The sequence below is a fragment of the Enterobacter cloacae complex sp. FDA-CDC-AR_0164 genome, assembly GCF_003071645.1.
GTDB lineage: Bacteria > Pseudomonadota > Gammaproteobacteria > Enterobacterales > Enterobacteriaceae > Enterobacter > Enterobacter ludwigii.
This window is the reverse complement of sequence record NZ_CP028950.1, coordinates 596,303-616,092: the sequence shown is the minus strand read 5'-3', so window position 1 is coordinate 616,092 and position 19,790 is coordinate 596,303. Positions and strand designations below refer to the sequence as shown.

The window sequence follows — 19,790 nt, the reverse complement described above, 5'->3', positions numbered from 1 at the left end:
TAGGTATTAACAAGTGTGATCGGAATCACAATATTTGCTTTTTATAACTCATGCGCCAGGTGTATCCATTTACTGATATAATGGCTGGCTTGCGTATCGATGCCGGAGTAACATTCATCCGCATTGAGAGATTTTCATTAAAATCATATGGTTAGTAATATGAAACATACTGTTGAAGTGATGATCCCGGAAGCCGAGATCAAAGCGCGTATCGCCGAACTGGGTCGTCAAATCACCGAACATTACAAGGACAGCGGCAGCGAAATGGTGCTGGTCGGTCTTTTACGTGGCTCTTTCATGTTCATGGCAGACCTGTGCCGTGAAGTGCAGGTGTCCCATGAGGTCGATTTTATGACCGCCTCCAGCTACGGCAGCGGCATGTCCACAACCCGTGATGTGAAAATCCTGAAAGATCTGGATGAAGATATTCGTGGCAAAGATGTGTTGATCGTTGAGGACATCATCGACTCCGGCAACACGCTCTCTAAAGTGCGCGAGATCCTGAGCCTGCGTGAGCCAAAATCCCTGGCGATCTGCACCCTGCTGGATAAACCCAGCCGCCGTGAAGTGCAGGTGCCGGTAGAGTTTGTCGGCTTCTCTATCCCTGACGAGTTCGTCGTGGGCTATGGCATTGACTACGCGCAGCGTTACCGTCATCTGCCGTATGTGGGTAAAGTGATCCTGCTCGACGAGTAAGGTTTGTGACGTGCGGTCTGTTGCCCTCTGACGAGGGAACACACAGTAAAAACGGCAACCCGGGTTGCCGTTTTGTTTTTATCTGAACCGCTTACAGGCAGCTATTTATGGTTGACGTGCTTGAGCTTCAGGTTAGCTATCCCGGAACGATAACGCTGCTCAAGCGTTTCACGGTTGGTGGCGGTCACTTCCAGGTTACGAAGCAAACCATCGTGAATACCGTACGCCCAGCCGTGGATCGAGACTTTTTGCCCGCGTTTCCACGCCGATTGCATGATGGTGGAATGGCCAAGGTTATAAACCTGCTCCATCACGTTCAGCTCGCAAAGGGTATCGAGACGACGCTCCTGCGGCATTTCACCCAACAGTGAGCTATGTTTGAACCAGATATCGCGGATATGCAGCAGCCAGTTATCGATTAACCCGAGTTCGGTATTTTCAATCGCGGCCTGCACACCGCCGCAGCCATAGTGGCCACAAATAATGATGTGCTCGACCTCCAGAACGTCAACGGCGTACTGAACAACCGAAAGGCAGTTGAGGTCGGTATGGATCACCAGGTTGGCAACATTACGGTGCACAAACAGTTCGCCAGGCTCGAGGCCTGTCAGGCGCTCTGCCGGAACGCGGCTGTCGGAACATCCAATCCAGAGAAAGCGTGGGTTTTGCGCCTGCGCGAGCTTTCCAAAAAATCCGGGGTCTTCCTCCACCAGCATTTTTGACCATAGTGCATTGTTGCTGATGAGTGTATCTATGTCGTTCATGGAGGTTAGCGACCTGTAACCGAGTGATTGCGTTGCGCTAATATAGGGTAACTCGACTTTTAATGAAACCACACAACGTGTGTCAGAACCTAAGGTAAGTTTAATTCATGGCGATTGCACTGGAGCTTGAGCAGCTCAAAAAAACCTATCCAGGCGGCGTTCAGGCGCTGCGTGGGATAGATCTCAAAGTGGAAGCGGGGGATTTCTACGCGCTTCTGGGGCCGAATGGGGCGGGGAAATCCACCACCATTGGCATTATCAGTTCGCTGGTCAACAAAACGTCCGGCCGGGTGAGCGTGTTTGGTTACGACCTGCAAAAAGATGTGGTGAATGCTAAGCGCCAGCTCGGACTGGTACCGCAGGAGTTCAACTTCAACCCGTTCGAGACAGTGCAGCAAATCGTGGTTAATCAGGCGGGTTACTACGGTGTTGAGCGCAAAGAAGCGGTGGAGCGCAGCGAAAAGTACCTCAAACAGCTCGATCTGTGGGAAAAACGCAATGAACGTGCGCGCATGTTGTCTGGCGGGATGAAGCGCCGTCTGATGATTGCCCGTGCGCTGATGCATGAGCCAAAGCTGTTGATCCTTGATGAGCCCACCGCGGGCGTGGATATCGAACTGCGTCGTTCAATGTGGGGCTTCCTGAAGGACCTCAACGACAAAGGCACGACCATTATTTTGACCACGCACTACCTCGAAGAGGCGGAGATGCTGTGTCGCAATATCGGCATCATTCAGAACGGTGAGCTGGTGGAAAACACCTCGATGAAGAGCCTGCTCGCCAAGCTGAAATCCGAAACCTTCATTCTCGACCTGGCGGCGAAAAGCCCGCTGCCGACGCTGGAAGGCTATAACTATCGTCTGGTGGATACCTCAACGCTGGAAGTGGAAGTGCTGCGTGAGCAGGGCATCAACAGCGTGTTCTCACAGCTGAGCGCGCAGGGTGTTCAGGTATTAAGTATGCGTAACAAAGCGAACCGACTGGAAGAGCTGTTTGTCTCTCTGGTGCAGGATAAACAAGGAGACAAGGCATGACGCATCTTTACTGGGTCGCGCTGAAAAGCATCTGGGCGAAAGAGATTAACCGCTTTATGCGTATCTGGGTGCAAACTCTGGTACCGCCGGTGATCACCATGACGCTCTACTTCATCATCTTCGGTAACCTCATCGGTTCGCGTATTGGTGAAATGCACGGCTTTACCTATATGCAGTTTATTGTGCCGGGCCTGATCATGATGGCGGTGATCACCAACGCCTATGCTAACGTGGCATCGTCATTCTTTAGCGCCAAGTTCCAGCGTAACATTGAAGAGCTGCTGGTCGCGCCGGTACCAACGCATGTGATCATTGCGGGTTATGTGGGCGGCGGCGTGGCGCGCGGTCTCTGTGTGGGGATTCTGGTGACCGCGATCTCCCTGTTCTTTGTGCCGTTCCAGGTGCATTCATGGCTGTTCGTGGCGCTCACGTTACTGTTGACGGCCATCTTGTTCTCGCTGGCCGGTCTGCTGAACGCGGTGTTTGCTAAAACGTTTGATGATATCAGCCTGATCCCGACCTTTGTGCTGACGCCACTGACCTATCTTGGCGGGGTGTTCTACTCCCTGACGCTGCTGCCGCCGTTCTGGCAGGCGCTGTCACACCTGAACCCGATTGTTTATATGATCAGCGGCTTCCGCTTTGGTTTCCTCGGCATTACGGATGTGCCACTGATTACCACGGTTGCGGTGCTGGTGGTGTTTATTATCGCCTTCTACCTGCTGTGCTGGTCTCTGATTCAGCGTGGACGCGGTCTGCGCAGCTAATCTTCCGCCCGGCGACATTCTGTTTGCCGGGCGCTTTTCTTTGATTGTTATCACCGTACGCTAACCTTCACTCCGCTAAACTACTTGCCTGCTAAGGAGAGAGTGATGCTGGGATGGGTGATCGCCTGCCATGATGAACAGGCGCAGGATATGCTGGATAAACTGGAGGCCAGATTTGGTCCGCTGGCGCAATGCCGTGCGGTTAACTACTGGCGTGGATTGAGCACCAACATGCTCAGCCGCATGATGTGCGATGCCCTGCATGAAACCGACACCGGTGACGGCGTCATCTTCCTGACCGATAAATCCGGCGCGGCACCTTATCGCTCTGCGGCATTGTTGAGCCACAAGCACGACAACTGTGAAGTGATATCAGGCATTAACTTTTTGCTGCTGGAATACATGTATCCCTTTCGGGAAACCTTAAGCAGCGCTGAATTCCGTCATGCGATCGTCGACAAAAAAGTGGCCGGCGTCAGCAGCCTGTGGCATCAGCAGCAAAAAAATCCTCCCTTTGTCTTGCTCCATGATTTGTATAAGAATTAAACATTGGTATTGATGCTGCTTTTGTTACAATGGTGGCTGATTTTTCGTGTCGATTAATATTCCATGTTCATGCGCGTTGTGTTCCTTCTGTTGCTGCTGGTTTCCGGCGGCGCATCTGCCAGCCTGATCGCTCAGCAAGGGCTTCCCGCCCGATATATGCAAACCACCGAAGATGCGGCTATCTGGGCGCAAGTAGGTAACAATGTGGTCAATGTCGGCAATATTCGTGCCGGGCAAATCCTGGCCGTCGTCCCCACATCCGCTGATTACTACGAGTTTCGTTTTGGCTTCGGCACGGGCTTTATTGATAAAGAGCACCTGGAAGACGTGCAGGGCAAACAGCGCGTGGAAGACAGCCTTGGCGATTTAAATAAACCGCTGAGTAACCAGAACCTGATAACCTGGAAAGACACGCCTGTCTTTAACGCCCCCAGCAGCGGAAGCGCCCCTTTCGGCACGATGAGTGCTAACCTTCGCTACCCGATTCTGAATAAACTTAAAGACCGTCTGAACCAGACCTGGTATCAGATCCGCATCGGCAATCGTCTGGCGTGGATCAGCAGCCTGGATGCGCAGGAAGATAACGGCATCCCGGTCCTGACCTATCACCATATCCTGCGTGATGAAGAGAACACCCGTTTCCGACATACCTCCACGACCACCAGCGTGCGTGCGTTCAGCAACCAGATGACCTGGCTTCGCGATCAGGGCTATACCACGCTGACGATGGCTCAGCTTGAAGGGTATGTGCGTAACAAAATGAACCTGCCGGCGAAGTCTGTGGTGATCACCTTTGATGACGGGCTGAAGTCGGTGAGCCGCTATGCGTATCCCGTCCTCAAAGCGTATGGATTCAAGGCGACGGCGTTTATCATCTCGTCGCGTATAAAACGTCATCCGCAGAAGTGGGCGCCGAAATACCTGCAGTTTATGAGTGTCTCTGAGCTTGAGCAGATCCAGGATGTGTTTGATATCCAGTCCCATACCCACTTCTTGCATCGGGTGGACGGCAATAAACACCCGATCTTACTGAGCCGTAGCCATCACGTGATTTTGTTCGATTTCGCGCGTTCACGCCGGGCGCTGGCGCAATTTAACCCGCACGTGCTCTATCTCTCTTATCCGTTTGGCGCCTATGATGACAAAGCGGTAAAAGCAGCGAATGACGCAGGGTTCCACCTGGCGGTGACAACGGTAAAAGGCAAAGTGAAGCCCGGGGACAATCCGTTCCTGCTTAAGCGACTGTATATTTTAAGGACGGATTCGCTGGAGACGATGTCGCGGCTTATCAGTAATCAGCCGCAGGGATGAGGTGAGAGAAGGCTGTGAACGGTTCACAGCCTTCAGGATATCAGGCAACCTGGACCGGAATGGCTTTCGCGGTGCGTTTCATTTCGTTGTCGCCTTCGAAGTACGCCACTTTTGGCTGCCAGCGACGGGCTTCTTCGTCAGACATCATCACGAAGCTGGCGATGATGACGATATCACCGACGTCGGCACAGTGAGCGGCAGCGCCATTCACGGAGATAATTCTGGAGCCGCGTTCCGCCGCGATCGCATAGGTAGAGAAGCGCTTACCGTTATTCACGTTCCAGATATCAATGGCTTCGTTTTCAAGGATGCCCGCTGCATCAAGAAAATCCTGATCAATGGCGCAGGAGCCTTCATAGTGCAGGTCGGCCTGAGTGACTTTCACACGGTGAAGCTTACCTTGCAGCATTTTGCGAATCATTACGTTTACCTTTAATCATCATGCGTTAACCCCCCGCGAACGAGGGGAGGTAGAGAGTTATGCCAGCTCAACCACTTTATTGTCGATAAGGCGTGCCTGACCGAGCCATGCAGCCACCAGAAGCACCGCGCGCTTGCTGGTATCGGTCAGCTCAAGCAGCGTATCGGCATCACGGATTTGGATATCGTCAGCGCGGAAGCCTTTGTCGTTCAGCGCCTGTTCGGCGAGAGCAACGATCTCTTCTGCGCTCAGCTCTTTAGCCACAAGCTGTTCCGCCATGGTATTCATGACCTTGCTCAATCCCGGCGCGATTTTACGCTCATCCGCGGTAAGGTACCCGTTACGGGAACTGAGCGCCAGACCGTCTTTGGCACGCACAATCGGCACGCCCACGATCTCAATATCATAACCCATGTCGGCGACCATCTTACGGATCAACGCCAGCTGCTGGAAGTCCTTCTCACCGAAGCAGGCAACGTCGGGCTGCACCAGGTTAAACAGCTTGCTGACGATGGTTGAAACGCCGCGGAAATGGCCCGGACGGCTGGCGCCTTCCAGCATGGTTGAAATGCCCGGCACGTCCACGTAGGTCGCGTCCTCGGTCCCCTGCGGGTAGACGTCTGTAGGTGCCGGAGAGAAGACAATGTCCGCGTGGCGTTTTTTGAGTTTTTCGCAATCTTCCTGCAGGGTGCGCGGATAGCGCGCCAGGTCGTCGGCACGGTCAAACTGCATGGGGTTCACGAAGATACTGACCACCACGATATCTGCACGCGCTCTGGCTTCATCAACAAGCTTCATATGGCCGTCATGCAGGTTACCCATCGTGGGAACCAGTGCGATACGTTTACCTTCCTGACGTGCACGACGGATATGCTGGCGAAGCAGCGGCAGGGTTTCAATGATTAGCACAACAAGACTCCTTAATGGAAACTGTGTTCTTCACCCGGGTAAACACCGGATTCAACGTCGGCAATATACTGCCGCACAGCAGCACGCATGTCGCCTGCTTCTGCCAGGAAATTTTTGGCGAATTTAGGGATATGGCCGCCGGTAATACCAAAGGCGTCGTGCATCACTAAAATCTGACCGTCGGTAACGTTGCCTGCGCCAATGCCAATCACCGGAATCGACAGCGCCTCGGTGATGCGTTTTGCCAGTTCAACCGGCACACACTCCAGCACCAGCAGCTGTGCGCCAGCGGCTTCCAGCGCCAGGGCATCCTCAAAAAGTGTCTGTGCCGCGTCACCGCGGCCCTGCACCTTATAGCCGCCAAAAATATTGACGGATTGCGGCGTCAGACCCAGGTGGCCGCAGACCGGCACGGCACGTTCGGTGAGCATTTTCACGGTCTCTGCAAGCCAGGCTCCGCCTTCGATTTTGACCATATTGGCCCCGGCACGCATGACGGTTGCCGCATTCTCGAACGCTTGCTCTGGCGTAGCGTAGGCCATAAAAGGCAGATCGGAAAGCAGCAGACAGGCAGGTGCTCCGCGGCGCACGGCACGGGTATGGTAGGCAATATCTTCGACCGTCACCGGCAGGGTGGAATCATGGCCTTGTACCGTCATCCCTAACGAATCTCCGACCAGCATGACAGTGATACCCTCTTCGGCAAAAAGCTTAGCGAAGCTGTAGTCATACGCAGTAATGGTGGCGAAGCGTCTCTTTTCCTGTTTGCATTTCTGCAGTAAGGAGATGGTGGTTGGTTTCATACTGTTTCCTGATAGCCCAAAAGCGAATCTTTGCGCATTCTAACAGTAACATTTGAGGGAACAATGATTTTAGGCAACCGATTAACCACAATTCAGTGAGGGTTAACCGGTAAAAATGCGGATCACCAGCGGGCTGGTTTTTCTGCGTCGAGGCTATCCAGCACTGCCTTCAGCGCGAGGCCGTCAGGGAAGGTGAGGTCAGGGGCAACGTCGAACAGCGGCCAGAGCATAAAGCCGCGATTTTTCATGTCGTAGTGCGGAACGGTGAGACGGGGGGTGTTAATCACCTCGTGGCCAAACAGCATAATGTCGAGATCGAGGGTGCGCGGCCCCCAGCGTTCGGCTTTGCGTACGCGGCCCTGCTGCAGTTCGATTCGCTGAGTATTATCCAGCAGCGTGTCGGCATCCAGCGCAGTGTCCAGCACCACGGCGGCATTCAGGTAATCAGGCTGATCCTGTGGCCCCAGCGGCGGTGTCCGGTAGAAAGAAGAGACCGCCACAATACGGCTTTGTGGGATTTCACCCAGCGCCTGAACGGCAGCATTAACCTGCTCTAGCGGAGAGGCCAGATTGCTGCCGATGGCAATGTACGCCAGGGTCATGCCGTACCTTCACGGCGCGGCGCACGTTTGCGTGGACGACGGTGGCGACGACGCGGCGTCGGTTCGTCATCGAGGTCGACGAGCATATCTTTCTGCTCTGGCGGTGCTGAAACCTGGAATTCTCCCCACCACTGCGCCAGACGCTGCAGTTCCTGGTTCCGTTCAATTTCAGCACGCAGCGACAGTAAATCGAACGCAGCGCGGAATTTAGGATGTTCCATCAGCTTCCAGGCGCGCTTACCCTGACGACGAGACATGCGCAGCTGAAGCTGCCAGATATCACGCACCAGCGTCGTAATACGTTTTGGAATGGCGAGCGTGCGGCAGGCTTCATCCAGCACGTCATTTGCGGCCAGCGCAAACGCATCGTAGTAGGCCAGACCGCTTTCCTGCGCAATTCTCTGCGCCGCTTCCAGCAGCGGATACCAGAACATCGCAGCAAACAGGAACGCCGGGTTCACACGCATATCGTTGTGAATGCGGGTATCGGTATTCTTCAGCACCTGCGCAATCATGCGTTCCATTGGGCTGTCACCGTTTTCGGTAAAGCAGCGCGTAATGGTCGGGAACAGGGGCTGGAAAAGGCTGTATTCGCGTAGCAGCTTGTAGGTTTCGTAGCCGTAACCGGCCTGCAGCAGCTTCAGCGCCTCTTCAAACAGACGGGCTGGCGGCACGTCGTTAATCAGCGTCGCCAGACGCGGTATCGGCTCTGCGGTTTCCGGGCTGATGCGCATTGAGAGTTTGGCGGCGAAACGTACGGCGCGCAGCATACGCACCGGGTCTTCACGATAACGCGTTTCCGGCGTGCCGATCAGGCGAATCAGACCGTCTTTCAGGTCCTGCATGCCGCCGACGTAATCACGGACGGTGAAATCTGCCACGCTGTAGTAAAGGCTGTTGATCGTGAAATCGCGACGCTGGGCATCTTCTTCGATAGAGCCGAAGATATTGTCCCGCAGCAGCATGCCGTTCTGGCCGCGCTGGGAGGTGGTGCGATCGGATTCGCCCGCTTCGTGGTGACCGCGGAAGGTCGCCACTTCAATAATTTCCGGCCCAAACATGACGTGAGCAAGACGAAAACGACGGCCAACAAGGCGGCAGTTACGGAATAATTTGCGCACCTGCTCTGGCGTGGCGCTGGTCGTCACGTCGAAATCTTTTGGTTTTTTGCCCAGCAGTAAATCACGCACCCCACCGCCAACGAGATAGGCCTCGTAGCCTGCTTTATTCAGACGATAGAGCACCTTGAGGGCATTTTCACTGATATCTTTGCGGGAAATATTGTGCTGCTCACGTGGAATAACCGACATGCGGTTTTGCGCAATAGCGTCGTTCGCCATGCTCTCTTCGCGGCTTAGCACTTTACGGCAAAAATTAGCGACTCGGGTAAAAATAGTACACCTCGTAGTGTGTTTTGTTATGAAAAAAGCGGCTAATCATAGCTCAGCGCAACGCATTTGAGAATGCTGGATTTTTGGTACGGTCGTCAGCGTCCAGTTGGCGATCGCCATTTTCAGCAGTTCGTCAATTCGCAAATCCTGCCATTCGTTGGTTACATTCTGGTTGAGAAATCGCAGCGCGTCGATCAAAACAGGGCGCGGATCGCCGTCTGGCAGGGCGGGCGCATGATTTTGTTTTGACAGCTTAAAGCCCTGTTCATTGACCGCCAGCGGCAGATGAATGTAATCCGGCGCGTTCCAGCCAAACTGGTGATAGAGCGATATTTGTCGCACGGTAGGTTCCACCAGGTCAGCCCCGCGCACAATTTCCGTCACGCCCTGGAAATGGTCATCAACCACAACCGCCAGGTTATAGGCAAACAAGCCGTCACGGCGGTGGATAATAAAATCTTCGCGTGCAAGACGTTCATCCGCATGGATCTCGCCGGAGAGTAAATCAGTAAAGTGCGTCACCGGGACATGCTGCTTTATGCGCACGGCGGCCAGTTCTGGGCCGTTATTGCGCGTGCGGCAGTGGCCGTCATAGACGCCACCCACGCTCTGAATACGCGCGCGGGTGCAGGTGCAGTAGTAGGAGAGCCCTTGTGCGTGGAGCCACGCCAGGCGTTCCCGGTAGGCATCATGTCGCCTTGACTGCCTGAGGACGTCGCCGTCCCAGTGAAGACCGTAATGTTCCAGCTGACGCAGAATGGTATCTGCTGCACCGGGAACTTCACGCGGAGGATCAATATCTTCAATGCGGACCAGCCATTTACCGTGACGGGCGCGAGCCTGCAGGTAGCTGCCGAGGGCGGCAATTAATGAGCCGAAGTGTAATTCACCAGAAGGGGATGGCGCGAAGCGCCCAATATAGTGTGATTCAGACATATCAACAGTAACAAGGCGGGAGAAACTCCCGCCTTTAGAGTGTGTAAACAGCGCTGGTATTAACCGGCCATCTGTTTTTCGCGGATTTCTGCCAGCGTTTTACAGTCGATGCACAGATCGGCGGTTGGACGCGCTTCCAGGCGACGAATTCCGATTTCAACACCGCAGGATTCGCAGTAGCCAAAATCTTCGTCTTCGACTTTTTTCAGCGTTTTTTCGATCTTTTTGATCAGTTTGCGTTCGCGGTCACGGTTACGCAGTTCGAGGCTGAACTCTTCTTCCTGAGCGGCACGGTCTACCGGGTCCGGGAAGTTAGCAGCTTCATCCTGCATATGAGTAACGGTGCGATCGACTTCATCCCTGAGTTGATTACGCCATGCTTCAAGAATACGCTTGAAGTGCGACAGCTGGGCTTCGTTCATATACTCTTCGCCCGGCTTCTCTTGATACGGCTCCACCCCAGCGATGGCGAGAATACTCAGGGACGATGTTTTACGGTTTTGCCCTTCTTGCATGTTGCTTCTCCTTAACACGCACTATCGATCCCCGTGTTGGGGGAAAAATCAGGTCGCTATAAATAGCAGATGCTTTTCCGTATGGCAATTATCTAAACGTAACACTTGACAAGCCTGTGAGGAAAAGCGTATTTGCGCACGCGGCCAGAACACTTAATAGTCAATCGTCTAATCCCTTATAAGACAATGGGAAGAGAGGATCTCAGAGTCATATTATCGGCAGAAAGTTCCGCTTTATAAGCCAAAACCTCCACCCCCTGCTTTTGTGCCTCATTCAACAATTGCGCGTATTTGAGATCAATATGGCGGGCTGGAGAAAATCGTTCAATGGCTGAATGTAAAACCGCAAACAGCAATACGGCGCGTTTGCCCGCCGCCGCAACACTCATCAGCTCCCGCAGATGCTTCTGCCCCCGTAGCGTGACCGCATCCGGGAAGTAACCGTTTTCCTGTTCCGCTAACGTCACTGATTTTACTTCAATATAGCACTCGGGCCGGTCTTCCGCCTGTAACATGAAGTCAATTCTGCTGCTTTCATCGCCATATTTAACTTCACTTTTATGCGTGCCATATCCCACCAGTTCGGGCAGGGTGCCAAGGGTCAATGCTTCCTTAACTAATTGATTGGCGCGCAGGGTATTCACGCAAATAAATGCCCCGTTTTGCGTCTCGGTCATTTCCCAGGTATGGGCATATTTGCGTTTAGTATTTTCTGAAGTGGAATACCAGACCGTGTCACCCGGCGTCGCACAGCCGGTCATGGCACCGGTGTTCGGGCAGTGCAGCGTGAGCTGTTCACCTTCGGGGGTGATCACATCAGCGAGAAAGCGTTTGTAGCGCTGAACCAGCGTGGCGTGCTGCAGGGCAGGACTAAACTTCATCAGAATTCCTTAGGGTATCGCCCAGCGACCAGCGCTGTAGCGGCGTGTAACGGGTGCGTCCTTGGGTAAAGACCGATTCGTAAAGCGCGAAGGTATTGACCTCAACGTCCCAGTGAAAGCCGGGTGGCGGAATGGCAACGGCCTGACCGGCATCGCGCAGCAGGGTGATATGCGGATGAAACGGCTGCGGACTCTGGTAACACCCGCTGCGAGCCGCCTGGGCGCGCAACATACTGGCAAGCTGTAAAAGTCCGCGGGGCGGCTGGCGCGTGCCCAACCAGACCACGCGTGAGCGCAGCCACTGGCCCGCGTCATCGAGGTGCAGCGTAAACGCTGGCTGAGAAATGCGGCCAGCCATTGCTGCCAGCGCGCGCTGTTTTTCGGCGCTGACATCGCCCAGAAAGGCCAGCGTCAGGTGCAGGTTTGCCGCCGCGATCGGACGGCCTGCGTCCTGGGGAAAATGGCTGGCTCGCCAGCGAACGATTTTTCGCTGCAGCGTGGAGGGCAATTCTATGGCAAAAAACAGCCGTTTCGACTCAGACATACAGGGGACTCGGTAATGGTATGCGCCGATGCTACAATGTACGCCGACTAATGTTAACCCTCTGGAGTTGTTAGTGTCCTCATTGCCGGTCGCCGTCGTCCTTCCTGAGCTTCTTGCTGCCTTACACCATGCCCCGCAGGTTTTACTTAACGCCCCGACGGGCGCAGGTAAATCTACCTGGCTGCCGCTGCAGATCCTCAAAGAGGGCACTGTCCGCGGGAAAATTATCCTGCTGGAGCCGCGCAGGCTGGCCGCACGGAACGTGGCGCAGCGCCTGGCGGAACTGCTTGGTGAAAAGCCGGGCGAGACGGTGGGTTACCGTATGCGCGCCGAAACCTGCGTTGGCCCGTCCACGCGCCTTGAGGTGGTGACCGAAGGGATCCTGACCCGCATGCTGCAAAACGATCCGGAGTTAAACGGCGTCGGATTGGTGATTCTGGATGAATTCCACGAGCGTAGCCTGCAGGCAGATCTGGCACTGGCGCTGTTACTTGATGTTCAGCAAGGGCTACGCGACGACCTCCGGTTGCTTATCATGTCCGCTACGCTGGATAACGAGCGACTGCAGCAGACGTTGCCCGACGCGCCGGTTATCGCCTCCGAAGGCAGAGCATTTCCCGTTGAGCGTCGCTATCAACCGTTGCCTGCCCATCAGCGTTTTGACGACGCGGTAGCCATCGCAACCGCCGAATTGCTCCGCCAGGAATCGGGATCGCTATTGCTGTTTTTGCCAGGCGTAGGCGAGATCCAGCGCGTGCAGGACCAACTGGCTTCCCGGGTGGGAAGTGACGTGCTGCTTTGCCCGCTCTACGGCGCGCTGTCGCTGGCGGATCAGCGTAAAGCAATCCTGCCCGCGCCCGCGGGGCAGCGTAAAGTGGTGCTGGCAACCAATATTGCCGAAACCAGTTTAACCATAGAAGGCATTCGCCTGGTGGTGGACAGTGCGCAGGAGAGGGTGGCGAGCTTTGACGCGCGCACCGGGCTGACTAAACTGCTGACGCAGCGCATAAGCCAGGCGTCGATGGTCCAGCGTGCAGGCCGTGCGGGACGTCTTGAGCCCGGTATCTGCCTGCATTTGACCAGCGCGGAGCAGGCTGAGCGCGCTGCACAGCAAAGCACGCCGGAAATTTTACACAGCGATCTGGCGGGGCTGGTGATGGATCTTCTGCAGTGGGGATGCCCGGATCCGGCACAGCTAACCTGGCTTAATCCTCCACCCGCCGCGAACCTTGCTGCTGCCCGGGCCTTACTGAACCGCCTGGGGGCGCTTGATAGTGAGCGATTGTCATCCCGCGGGCAAAAAATGGCCGCGCTGGGCAATGACCCTCGCCTGGCGGCGATGCTGGTGGCCGCGCAGGGGGAGGATGAAATTGCTACGGCGGCGAAACTGGCGGCTATTCTTGAGGAGCCACCACGCGGTGGCAGCAGCGATCTGGCGCAGGCCTTTTCCCGCAATCAGGGGAACTGGCAGCAGCGGGCGCAGCAGCTTTGCCGGCGACTCAACGGCAAAGCCGGATCGCCAGACAGCGCGGCTATCGCGCCTCTGTTAGCGCAGGCGTTTCCCGACAGGATCGCGCGTCGTCGCGGTCTGGACGGGCGATATCAACTGGCCAATGGCATGGGTGCGATGCTGGACAGCGATGACGCCATGACGCGTCACGAATGGCTGATTGCGCCGTTACTGTTACAGGGTAACCACTCCCCGGACGCGCGTATTTTACAGGCTATCGCGGTGGATATAGATGCCCTGACGCGTGCCTGTCCGCAGTTGGTCCAGCAATCCGATACCGTGGAATGGGATGAGGCTCAGGGCACGCTGAAGGCGTTTCGTCGCAGCCAGACAGGTAAACTGATCCTCGGCACCACGCCGCTGGCAAAACCGTCGGAAGAGGTGCTGCATCTGGCCATGCTGAACGGCATCCGGGACAAAGGGTTAGGGGTGTTGAACTGGACGCCAGAGGCGGAACAGTACCGTATTCGTCTGCACTGTGCCGCGCGCTGGCTACCGGAGTATGACTGGCCCGCGGTCGATGATGAGACATTGCTGGCCTCGCTGGAACGCTGGCTGCTGCCGCAAATGCACGGTGTACACTCGCTGCGTGCGCTAAAAGCGCTTGATGTTAAGGTCGCGTTACAGAATTTACTGGACTGGTCATTACGTCAACGTCTGGATAGTGAACTGCCAGGGCATTACACTGTGCCGACCGGAAGCCGGATTGCCATTCGTTATCACGAGGATAATCCTCCGGCGCTGGCGGTACGTATGCAGGAAATGTTTGGAGAGGCCACCACGCCTTCTGTGGCGCAAGGGCGCGTCTCTCTGGTGCTGGAGCTGTTGTCGCCAGCCCATCGCCCGTTACAGATTACCCGCGACCTGGGGGCATTCTGGGCGGGGAGCTACCGTGACGTGCAAAAAGAGATGAAGGGGCGGTATCCCAAACATGTCTGGCCGGACGATCCGGCAAATACGGCACCGACACGACGGACGAAGAAATATTCGTGACGGGTGTGGCTGGGAACGTGCGGCTTGATGCCCTCACCCGCAGGGTGCGGGAGAAAATACTAAAGACGTTCCTGTCAGGAAGGTCTTGCTGTTTACTTTGAGAGATTTCTTCTTTCACAGGCCAGTGGAAGAAAAGAGAATCGGGCCCTTGCGCCTGAAAGTTGCGGAGAAAAAGCATGGCGGGGAATGACCGCGAGCCAATAGGACGTAAGGGAAAACCAACGCGTCCGGCGAAAGAAAAGGTAAGCCGTCGTCGCCTCAGAGATGAGGACTATGACGATGACTATGAAGACGATTATGAGGATGAAGAACCGATGCCGCGTAAAGGGAAAGGCAAAGGGCGTAAGCCTCGGGGCAAGCGCGGCTGGTTCTGGCTGCTGCTGAAGCTGTTCATTGTATTTGTTGTGCTGATGGCGATTTACGGCGTCTATCTGGATCAGAAGATCCGTAGCCGTATCGACGGAAAAGTCTGGCAACTGCCTGCGGCGGTGTATGGCCGCATGGTGAACCTTGAGCCAGATATGTCCATCAGCAAGAACGAGATGGTGAAACTGCTGGAAGCCACCCAGTATCGTCAGGTGTCGAAAATGACGCGTCCTGGCGAATTTACCGTGCAGGCGAAAAGCATTGAGATGATCCGCCGTCCGTTTGATTTCCCGGACAGCAAAGAGGGCCAGGTGCGTGCGCGTCTGACCTTTGACGGCGATCGTCTGGACACCATCGAGAACATGGATAACAACCGTCAGTTCGGTTTCTTCCGTCTCGATCCGCGTCTGATCACCATGCTCTCGTCGGCGAACGGCGAACAACGTCTGTTTGTTGCCCGTAACGGCTTCCCGGACCTGCTGGTTGATACCCTGCTGGCAACCGAAGACCGTCACTTCTATGAGCATGATGGCATCAGCCTTTACTCGATTGGCCGTGCGGTGCTGGCTAACCTGACCGCCGGACGGACGGTGCAGGGGGCGAGTACGCTGACCCAGCAGCTGGTGAAGAACTTGTTCCTCTCCAGTGAACGCTCTTACTGGCGTAAAGCCAACGAAGCGTACATGGCCGTATTAATGGATGCGCGTTACAGCAAGGATCGTATCCTTGAGTTGTACATGAACGAGGTGTACCTCGGTCAGAGCGGGGATAACGAAATCCGCGGCTTCCCGCTGGCAAGTCTGTACTACTTTGGTCGTCCGGTGGAAGAGCTGAGCCTTGACCAGCAGGCGCTGCTGGTGGGCATGGTGAAAGGGGCGTCCATTTATAACCCGTGGCGTAACCCGAAACTGGCGCTGGAACGTCGTAACCTGGTGCTGCGTCTGCTGCAACAGCAGCAGGTGATTGACCAGGAGCTGTACGACATGCTGAGCGCACGTCCACTCGGCGTTCAGCCGCGCGGTGGCGTGATCTCGCCTCAGCCTGCGTTTATGCAGCTGGTGCGTCAGGAGCTGCAAAGCAAGCTCGGTGATAAGGTGAAAGATCTCTCCGGCGTGAAGATCTTTACTACCTTCGATTCCGTGGCGCAGGAAGCCGCTGAAAAAGCTGCGGTGGAAGGCATCCCGGCGCTGAAGAAACAGCGTAAGCTGAGCGATCTTGAAACCGCGATGGTGGTGGTTGACCGTAACACCGGCGAAGTTCGCGCCATGGTGGGCGGTGCTGAGCCGCAGTTCGCAGGCTACAACCGTGCAATGCAGGCGCGACGTTCGATTGGTTCACTGGCAAAACCGGCAACCTATCTTACCGCCCTGAGTCAGCCTAACCAGTATCGCCTGAATACCTGGATTGCCGATGCGCCGATTTCCCTGCGCCAGCCTAACGGCCAGGTATGGTCTCCGCAGAACGACGATAAACAGTTCAGCGGCCAGGTCATGCTGGTGGATGCGTTGACCCGCTCGATGAACGTGCCAACGGTGAACCTGGGTATGGCGCTCGGTCTGCCGGCGATTGTCGACACCTGGCAGAAACTGGGTGTGCCGAAAGATCAGCTCCATCCTGTTCCGGCGATGATCCTGGGGGCGCTTAACCTGACGCCGATCGAAGTGGCTCAGGCGTTCCAGACCATTGCCAGCGGGGGTAACCGTGCACCGCTCTCTGCTCTGCGTTCGGTGATTGCCGAGGATGGCTCCGTGCTGTATCAGAGCTTCCCACAAGCGGAACGTGCCGTGCCAGCGCAGGCAGCCTATATGACGTTGTGGACGATGCAGCAGGTTGTGCAGCGGGGGACCGGACGTCAACTGGGTGCGAAGTATCCGGGCCTGCATCTGGCAGGTAAAACCGGGACCACCAACAACAACGTGGATACCTGGTTCGCCGGTATCGATGGCCGTGAAGTGGTGATCACCTGGGTAGGTCGCGATAACAACCAGCCAACCAAACTGTACGGTGCAAGCGGGGCGATGTCGATTTACCAGCGCTATCTGGCGAATCAGTCTCCGGTACCGCTGAATCTGGTGGCGCCGGAAGATATCGTCGATATGGGCGTGGACGGTTCTGGTAACTTTGTCTGTGGCGGCGGTATGCGTACCTTGCCTGTCTGGACCACCAACCCGGATTCGCTGTGCCAGCAAAGCCAGCCAGAGCAACCGACGGGTAACCCGTTCGAGCAGTCTTCTCAGCCTCAGCAGCAGCCGCAACAACAGCCGCAGCAGCAGAATGAGAAAAAAGACAGCGACGGTGTCGCGGGCTGGATTAAAGATATGTTCGGCGGTAACTAACGCTTCACATCCCCCCGAAAGGGGGGATTTTTTTACCTGTACTTTCCATTTCCTTAACCCTCGTTTTCATTCTGATTAACCCTTCGTTTTCTCTTGTTTATTTCTTAAACCCTTAATTCTCGTAGGGCCGCTTACTGCTTGCTATGCAGCCAACGTTTCGCATATTATTCTGCGGTCATAATAATAATTCTCGTTTACGTTATCATTCACTTTTCCATCAGAGATAAACATGGCGCTTTCCAATACTGCTCAGCCAATTCACACGTCGCTGCGAAAAATCGCGGTCGTCGTAGCCACAGCGGTTGCCGGCATGTCTACGTATGCACATGCGGCTGAAACCCAGAAAAAAGAAGAAACCATCACCGTCACTGCCGCGCCTGCCGCCCAGGAAAGTCCGTGGGGGCCTGCGCCAACGATCGCAGCAAAACGCACGGCAACGGCGACCAAAACCGATACCGCGATTGAAAAGACCCCGCAGTCTATTTCCGTGGTAACGCGTGATGAAATGGAACGCCGCCAGCCAGCGACCGTAAAAGAGGCGCTGGGCTATACGCCGAGCGTGTTTGCGACCCGCGGCAGCTCCACCACCTATGATGTGGTCTCAATTCGTGGTTTTACCGCGCCTTCGACGGTAAACACCAACCAGTATCTCGATGGCATGAAGCTGATGGGGAATAACTACTCCGAAGCTTCCATGGATCCGTACTTCCTTGAGCGCGTAGAAGTGATGCGCGGACCTACGTCTGTGCTCTACGGCAACAGCAATCCAGGCGGTATCGTCAGTATGGTGAGCAAACGCCCACTGACCGAGCCGCTGAAAGAAGTCCAGTTTAAAATGGGGACCAATAACCTGTGGCAAACGGGCTTCGATTTCAGTGATGCAATCGATGAAGATGGCGTGTGGTCGTACCGCCTGACCGGTCTTGGCAGTAGTCAGAACGCACAGCAGGAGATGTCAAAATCAACCCGCTATGCGATTGCGCCCTCCTTTAGCTGGCGTCCGGATGACAAAACCGATTTCACCTTCCTGAGCAATTTCCAGAACGATCCGGAAGCGGGCTACTACGGCTGGTTGCCACGGGAAGGGACCGTGGTGCCATACCGTGACGCAAACGGCAATGAGCATAAGATCCCAACCGATTTCAACGAAGGTGAAGCGGATAATAAGATGGCTCGTCGCCAGCAGTTGATTGGTTACAGCTTCTCGCATCAGTTTGATGACACGTTCACCGTGCGTCAGAATCTGCGTTACGCAAAAGTGCATACGCTCTACCGCTCTGTTTACGGCAATGGCTACGCTGAGCCTGGCAAGATTAACCGCGCTTACGTGCGTTCAGATGAAGATCTGAATATGTTTACCGTGGATACTCAGCTGCAGTCGACATTCGCGACGGGCGCCGTAGACCACACGTTGCTGACGGGCGTTGATTACTCGCGTATGCGTAATGATATCAATGCGCTGTACGGTTCCGCCGACCCTATTGATATCCAGAACCCGGATTACGGCAACGCGAACATCAACACCAACCTGCCATGGTCTAACTATTCCGTCGTTAACCGTAATGAACAGACCGGGCTCTATGCTCAGGATCAGGCTGAGTGGGATAAGTGGGTGCTGACGCTGGGCGGACGCTACGACTACGTGATGGCTTCAACGCTGACGCGCGGTACGGCCGATTCGCTGGCTGAAAACCACGACCAGGCTTTCACCTGGCGCGGGGGAATTAACTATCTCTTTGATAATGGTATTTCACCTTACTTCAGCTACAGCGAGTCGTTTGAGCCGGTATCGGGCGCCGATCGTAACGGCACACCGTTCGACCCTTCCCGCGGTAAGCAGTATGAAACGGGTGTGAAATACGCGCCGAAAGACCTGCCGGTTGTGGTCACCGCGTCGCTGTTCCAGCTGACGAAAGATAAGAACCTGACGGCGGATCCGAACGATCCAACGAATACTCACAGTATCCAGACCGGTGAGATCCGTTCTCGTGGTTTCGAACTGGAAGCGAAAGCAGCGGTTAACGCCAATATTAACGTGACTGCGGCGTACAGCTTTATTGATGCTGAGTACACCCATGACAGCACCTTTGAAGGTAAACGTCCGGCGGAAGTGCCGCGTAATCAGGCGTCATTGTGGGCAGATTACACCTTCACCGACACGGCCTTAAGCGGCCTGACGATTGGTGCCGGTACCCGTTACATCGGTAACACGGTGAGCTACTACTCAAGCGGCGACAAAAAAGATCAGCCGTTTAACGTCGCGAGCTACACCCTTGCCGATGCGATGGTGAAATACGATCTGGCCCGTCTGGGTCTGCCGGGGTCATCTGTGGCGGTGAACGTGAATAACCTGTTCGATCGGGAATACGTCTCCAGCTGCTACAAGGATTATGCATGCTACTGGGGTGCTGAACGTCAGGTTGTCGCCACCGCGACCTTCCGCTTCTAATCTCTCTTCGGGCACG

Annotated in this window: 18 protein-coding genes; 8 read left to right on the top strand and 10 right to left on the bottom strand. The window is 55.3% G+C overall.

Going from position 1 to position 19,790, the window contains the following annotated elements; translation table 11 throughout:
* Positions 1-159: 159 nt before the first annotated feature.
* The gene (hpt, locus tag AM410_RS03040) at positions 160-696 is read left to right on the top strand and encodes a hypoxanthine phosphoribosyltransferase (protein ID WP_025205381.1); all 537 of its coding nucleotides are present in this window, start codon (positions 160-162) and stop codon (positions 694-696) included.
* 101 nt (positions 697-797) lie between these two features.
* On the opposite strand, the gene can is transcribed toward hpt, so the two are convergent.
* A complete protein-coding gene (gene can, locus AM410_RS03035; protein WP_020882596.1) occupies positions 798-1,460 on the bottom strand; it encodes a carbonate dehydratase in 663 nt (220 codons plus the stop codon).
* A 107-nt stretch (positions 1,461-1,567) separates the two neighbouring features.
* On the opposite strand from can, the gene AM410_RS03030 reads away from it, so the two are divergent.
* From AM410_RS03030 to AM410_RS03015, 4 genes are all read left to right on the top strand, one after another.
* Positions 1,568-2,494, top strand: coding sequence for an ABC transporter ATP-binding protein (locus AM410_RS03030; RefSeq protein ID WP_014168668.1), 927 nt, complete (start codon positions 1,568-1,570; stop codon positions 2,492-2,494).
* Positions 2,491-3,261: an ABC transporter permease gene (locus tag AM410_RS03025; RefSeq protein ID WP_014168669.1), complete on the top strand. Its 771-nt coding sequence runs from the start codon at positions 2,491-2,493 to the stop codon at positions 3,259-3,261. Before AM410_RS03030 ends, AM410_RS03025 begins: the two co-directional genes overlap by 4 nt.
* A gap of 105 nt (positions 3,262-3,366) precedes the next feature.
* Complete coding sequence (locus AM410_RS03020; RefSeq protein ID WP_108647492.1) at positions 3,367-3,807, top strand: PTS sugar transporter subunit IIA; 441 nt, start codon at positions 3,367-3,369, stop codon at positions 3,805-3,807.
* A gap of 63 nt (positions 3,808-3,870) precedes the next feature.
* Complete coding sequence (locus tag AM410_RS03015) at positions 3,871-5,118, top strand: polysaccharide deacetylase family protein (RefSeq protein WP_014168671.1); 1,248 nt, start codon at positions 3,871-3,873, stop codon at positions 5,116-5,118.
* A 40-nt stretch (positions 5,119-5,158) separates the two neighbouring features.
* On the opposite strand, the gene panD is transcribed toward AM410_RS03015, so the two are convergent.
* From panD to thpR, 9 genes are all read right to left on the bottom strand, one after another.
* Positions 5,159-5,539: an aspartate 1-decarboxylase gene (gene panD, locus AM410_RS03010; RefSeq protein WP_014168672.1), complete on the bottom strand. Its 381-nt coding sequence runs from the start codon at positions 5,537-5,539 to the stop codon at positions 5,159-5,161.
* 57 nt (positions 5,540-5,596) lie between these two features.
* A complete protein-coding gene (gene panC, locus AM410_RS03005) occupies positions 5,597-6,448 on the bottom strand; it encodes a pantoate--beta-alanine ligase (RefSeq protein WP_050737493.1) in 852 nt (283 codons plus the stop codon).
* An 11-nt stretch (positions 6,449-6,459) separates the two neighbouring features.
* Positions 6,460-7,251, bottom strand: coding sequence for a 3-methyl-2-oxobutanoate hydroxymethyltransferase (gene panB / locus AM410_RS03000; RefSeq protein ID WP_014168674.1), 792 nt, complete (start codon positions 7,249-7,251; stop codon positions 6,460-6,462).
* A gap of 122 nt (positions 7,252-7,373) precedes the next feature.
* Positions 7,374-7,853, bottom strand: a complete 480-nt coding sequence (gene folK, locus AM410_RS02995; RefSeq protein ID WP_050737492.1) for a 2-amino-4-hydroxy-6-hydroxymethyldihydropteridine diphosphokinase — start codon at positions 7,851-7,853, stop codon at positions 7,374-7,376.
* A complete protein-coding gene (gene pcnB / locus AM410_RS02990) occupies positions 7,850-9,247 on the bottom strand; it encodes a polynucleotide adenylyltransferase PcnB (RefSeq protein ID WP_071605427.1) in 1,398 nt (465 codons plus the stop codon). Before pcnB ends, folK begins: the two co-directional genes overlap by 4 nt.
* A 42-nt stretch (positions 9,248-9,289) precedes the next feature.
* The gene (gluQRS, locus tag AM410_RS02985) at positions 9,290-10,180 is read right to left on the bottom strand and encodes a tRNA glutamyl-Q(34) synthetase GluQRS (RefSeq protein ID WP_050737491.1); all 891 of its coding nucleotides are present in this window, start codon (positions 10,178-10,180) and stop codon (positions 9,290-9,292) included.
* 59 nt (positions 10,181-10,239) lie between these two features.
* Positions 10,240-10,695 (bottom strand): RNA polymerase-binding protein DksA, encoded by a 456-nt coding sequence (gene dksA, locus AM410_RS02980; RefSeq protein ID WP_001155232.1) that lies wholly within the window; start codon positions 10,693-10,695, stop codon positions 10,240-10,242.
* Positions 10,696-10,871: 176 nt separating this feature from the next.
* Complete coding sequence (gene sfsA, locus AM410_RS02975) at positions 10,872-11,576, bottom strand: DNA/RNA nuclease SfsA (protein WP_014168679.1); 705 nt, start codon at positions 11,574-11,576, stop codon at positions 10,872-10,874.
* On the bottom strand, positions 11,566-12,120 hold the full coding sequence (thpR, locus tag AM410_RS02970) for an RNA 2',3'-cyclic phosphodiesterase (protein ID WP_014168680.1): 555 nt from the start codon (positions 12,118-12,120) through the stop codon (positions 11,566-11,568). Before thpR ends, sfsA begins: the two co-directional genes overlap by 11 nt.
* Positions 12,121-12,193: 73 nt before the next feature.
* On the opposite strand from thpR, the gene hrpB reads away from it, so the two are divergent.
* The 3 genes from hrpB to fhuA all read left to right on the top strand — a co-directional run bounded on the left by hrpB (position 12,194) and on the right by fhuA (position 19,774).
* On the top strand, positions 12,194-14,623 hold the full coding sequence (gene hrpB / locus AM410_RS02965) for an ATP-dependent helicase HrpB (RefSeq protein WP_108647490.1): 2,430 nt from the start codon (positions 12,194-12,196) through the stop codon (positions 14,621-14,623).
* A gap of 176 nt (positions 14,624-14,799) precedes the next feature.
* On the top strand, positions 14,800-17,325 hold the full coding sequence (gene mrcB / locus AM410_RS02960; protein WP_025205202.1) for a bifunctional glycosyl transferase/transpeptidase: 2,526 nt from the start codon (positions 14,800-14,802) through the stop codon (positions 17,323-17,325).
* A 229-nt stretch (positions 17,326-17,554) separates the two neighbouring features.
* Positions 17,555-19,774: a ferrichrome porin FhuA gene (gene fhuA, locus AM410_RS02955; protein WP_014168684.1), complete on the top strand. Its 2,220-nt coding sequence runs from the start codon at positions 17,555-17,557 to the stop codon at positions 19,772-19,774.
* The last annotated feature ends 16 nt before the right edge of the window (positions 19,775-19,790 follow it).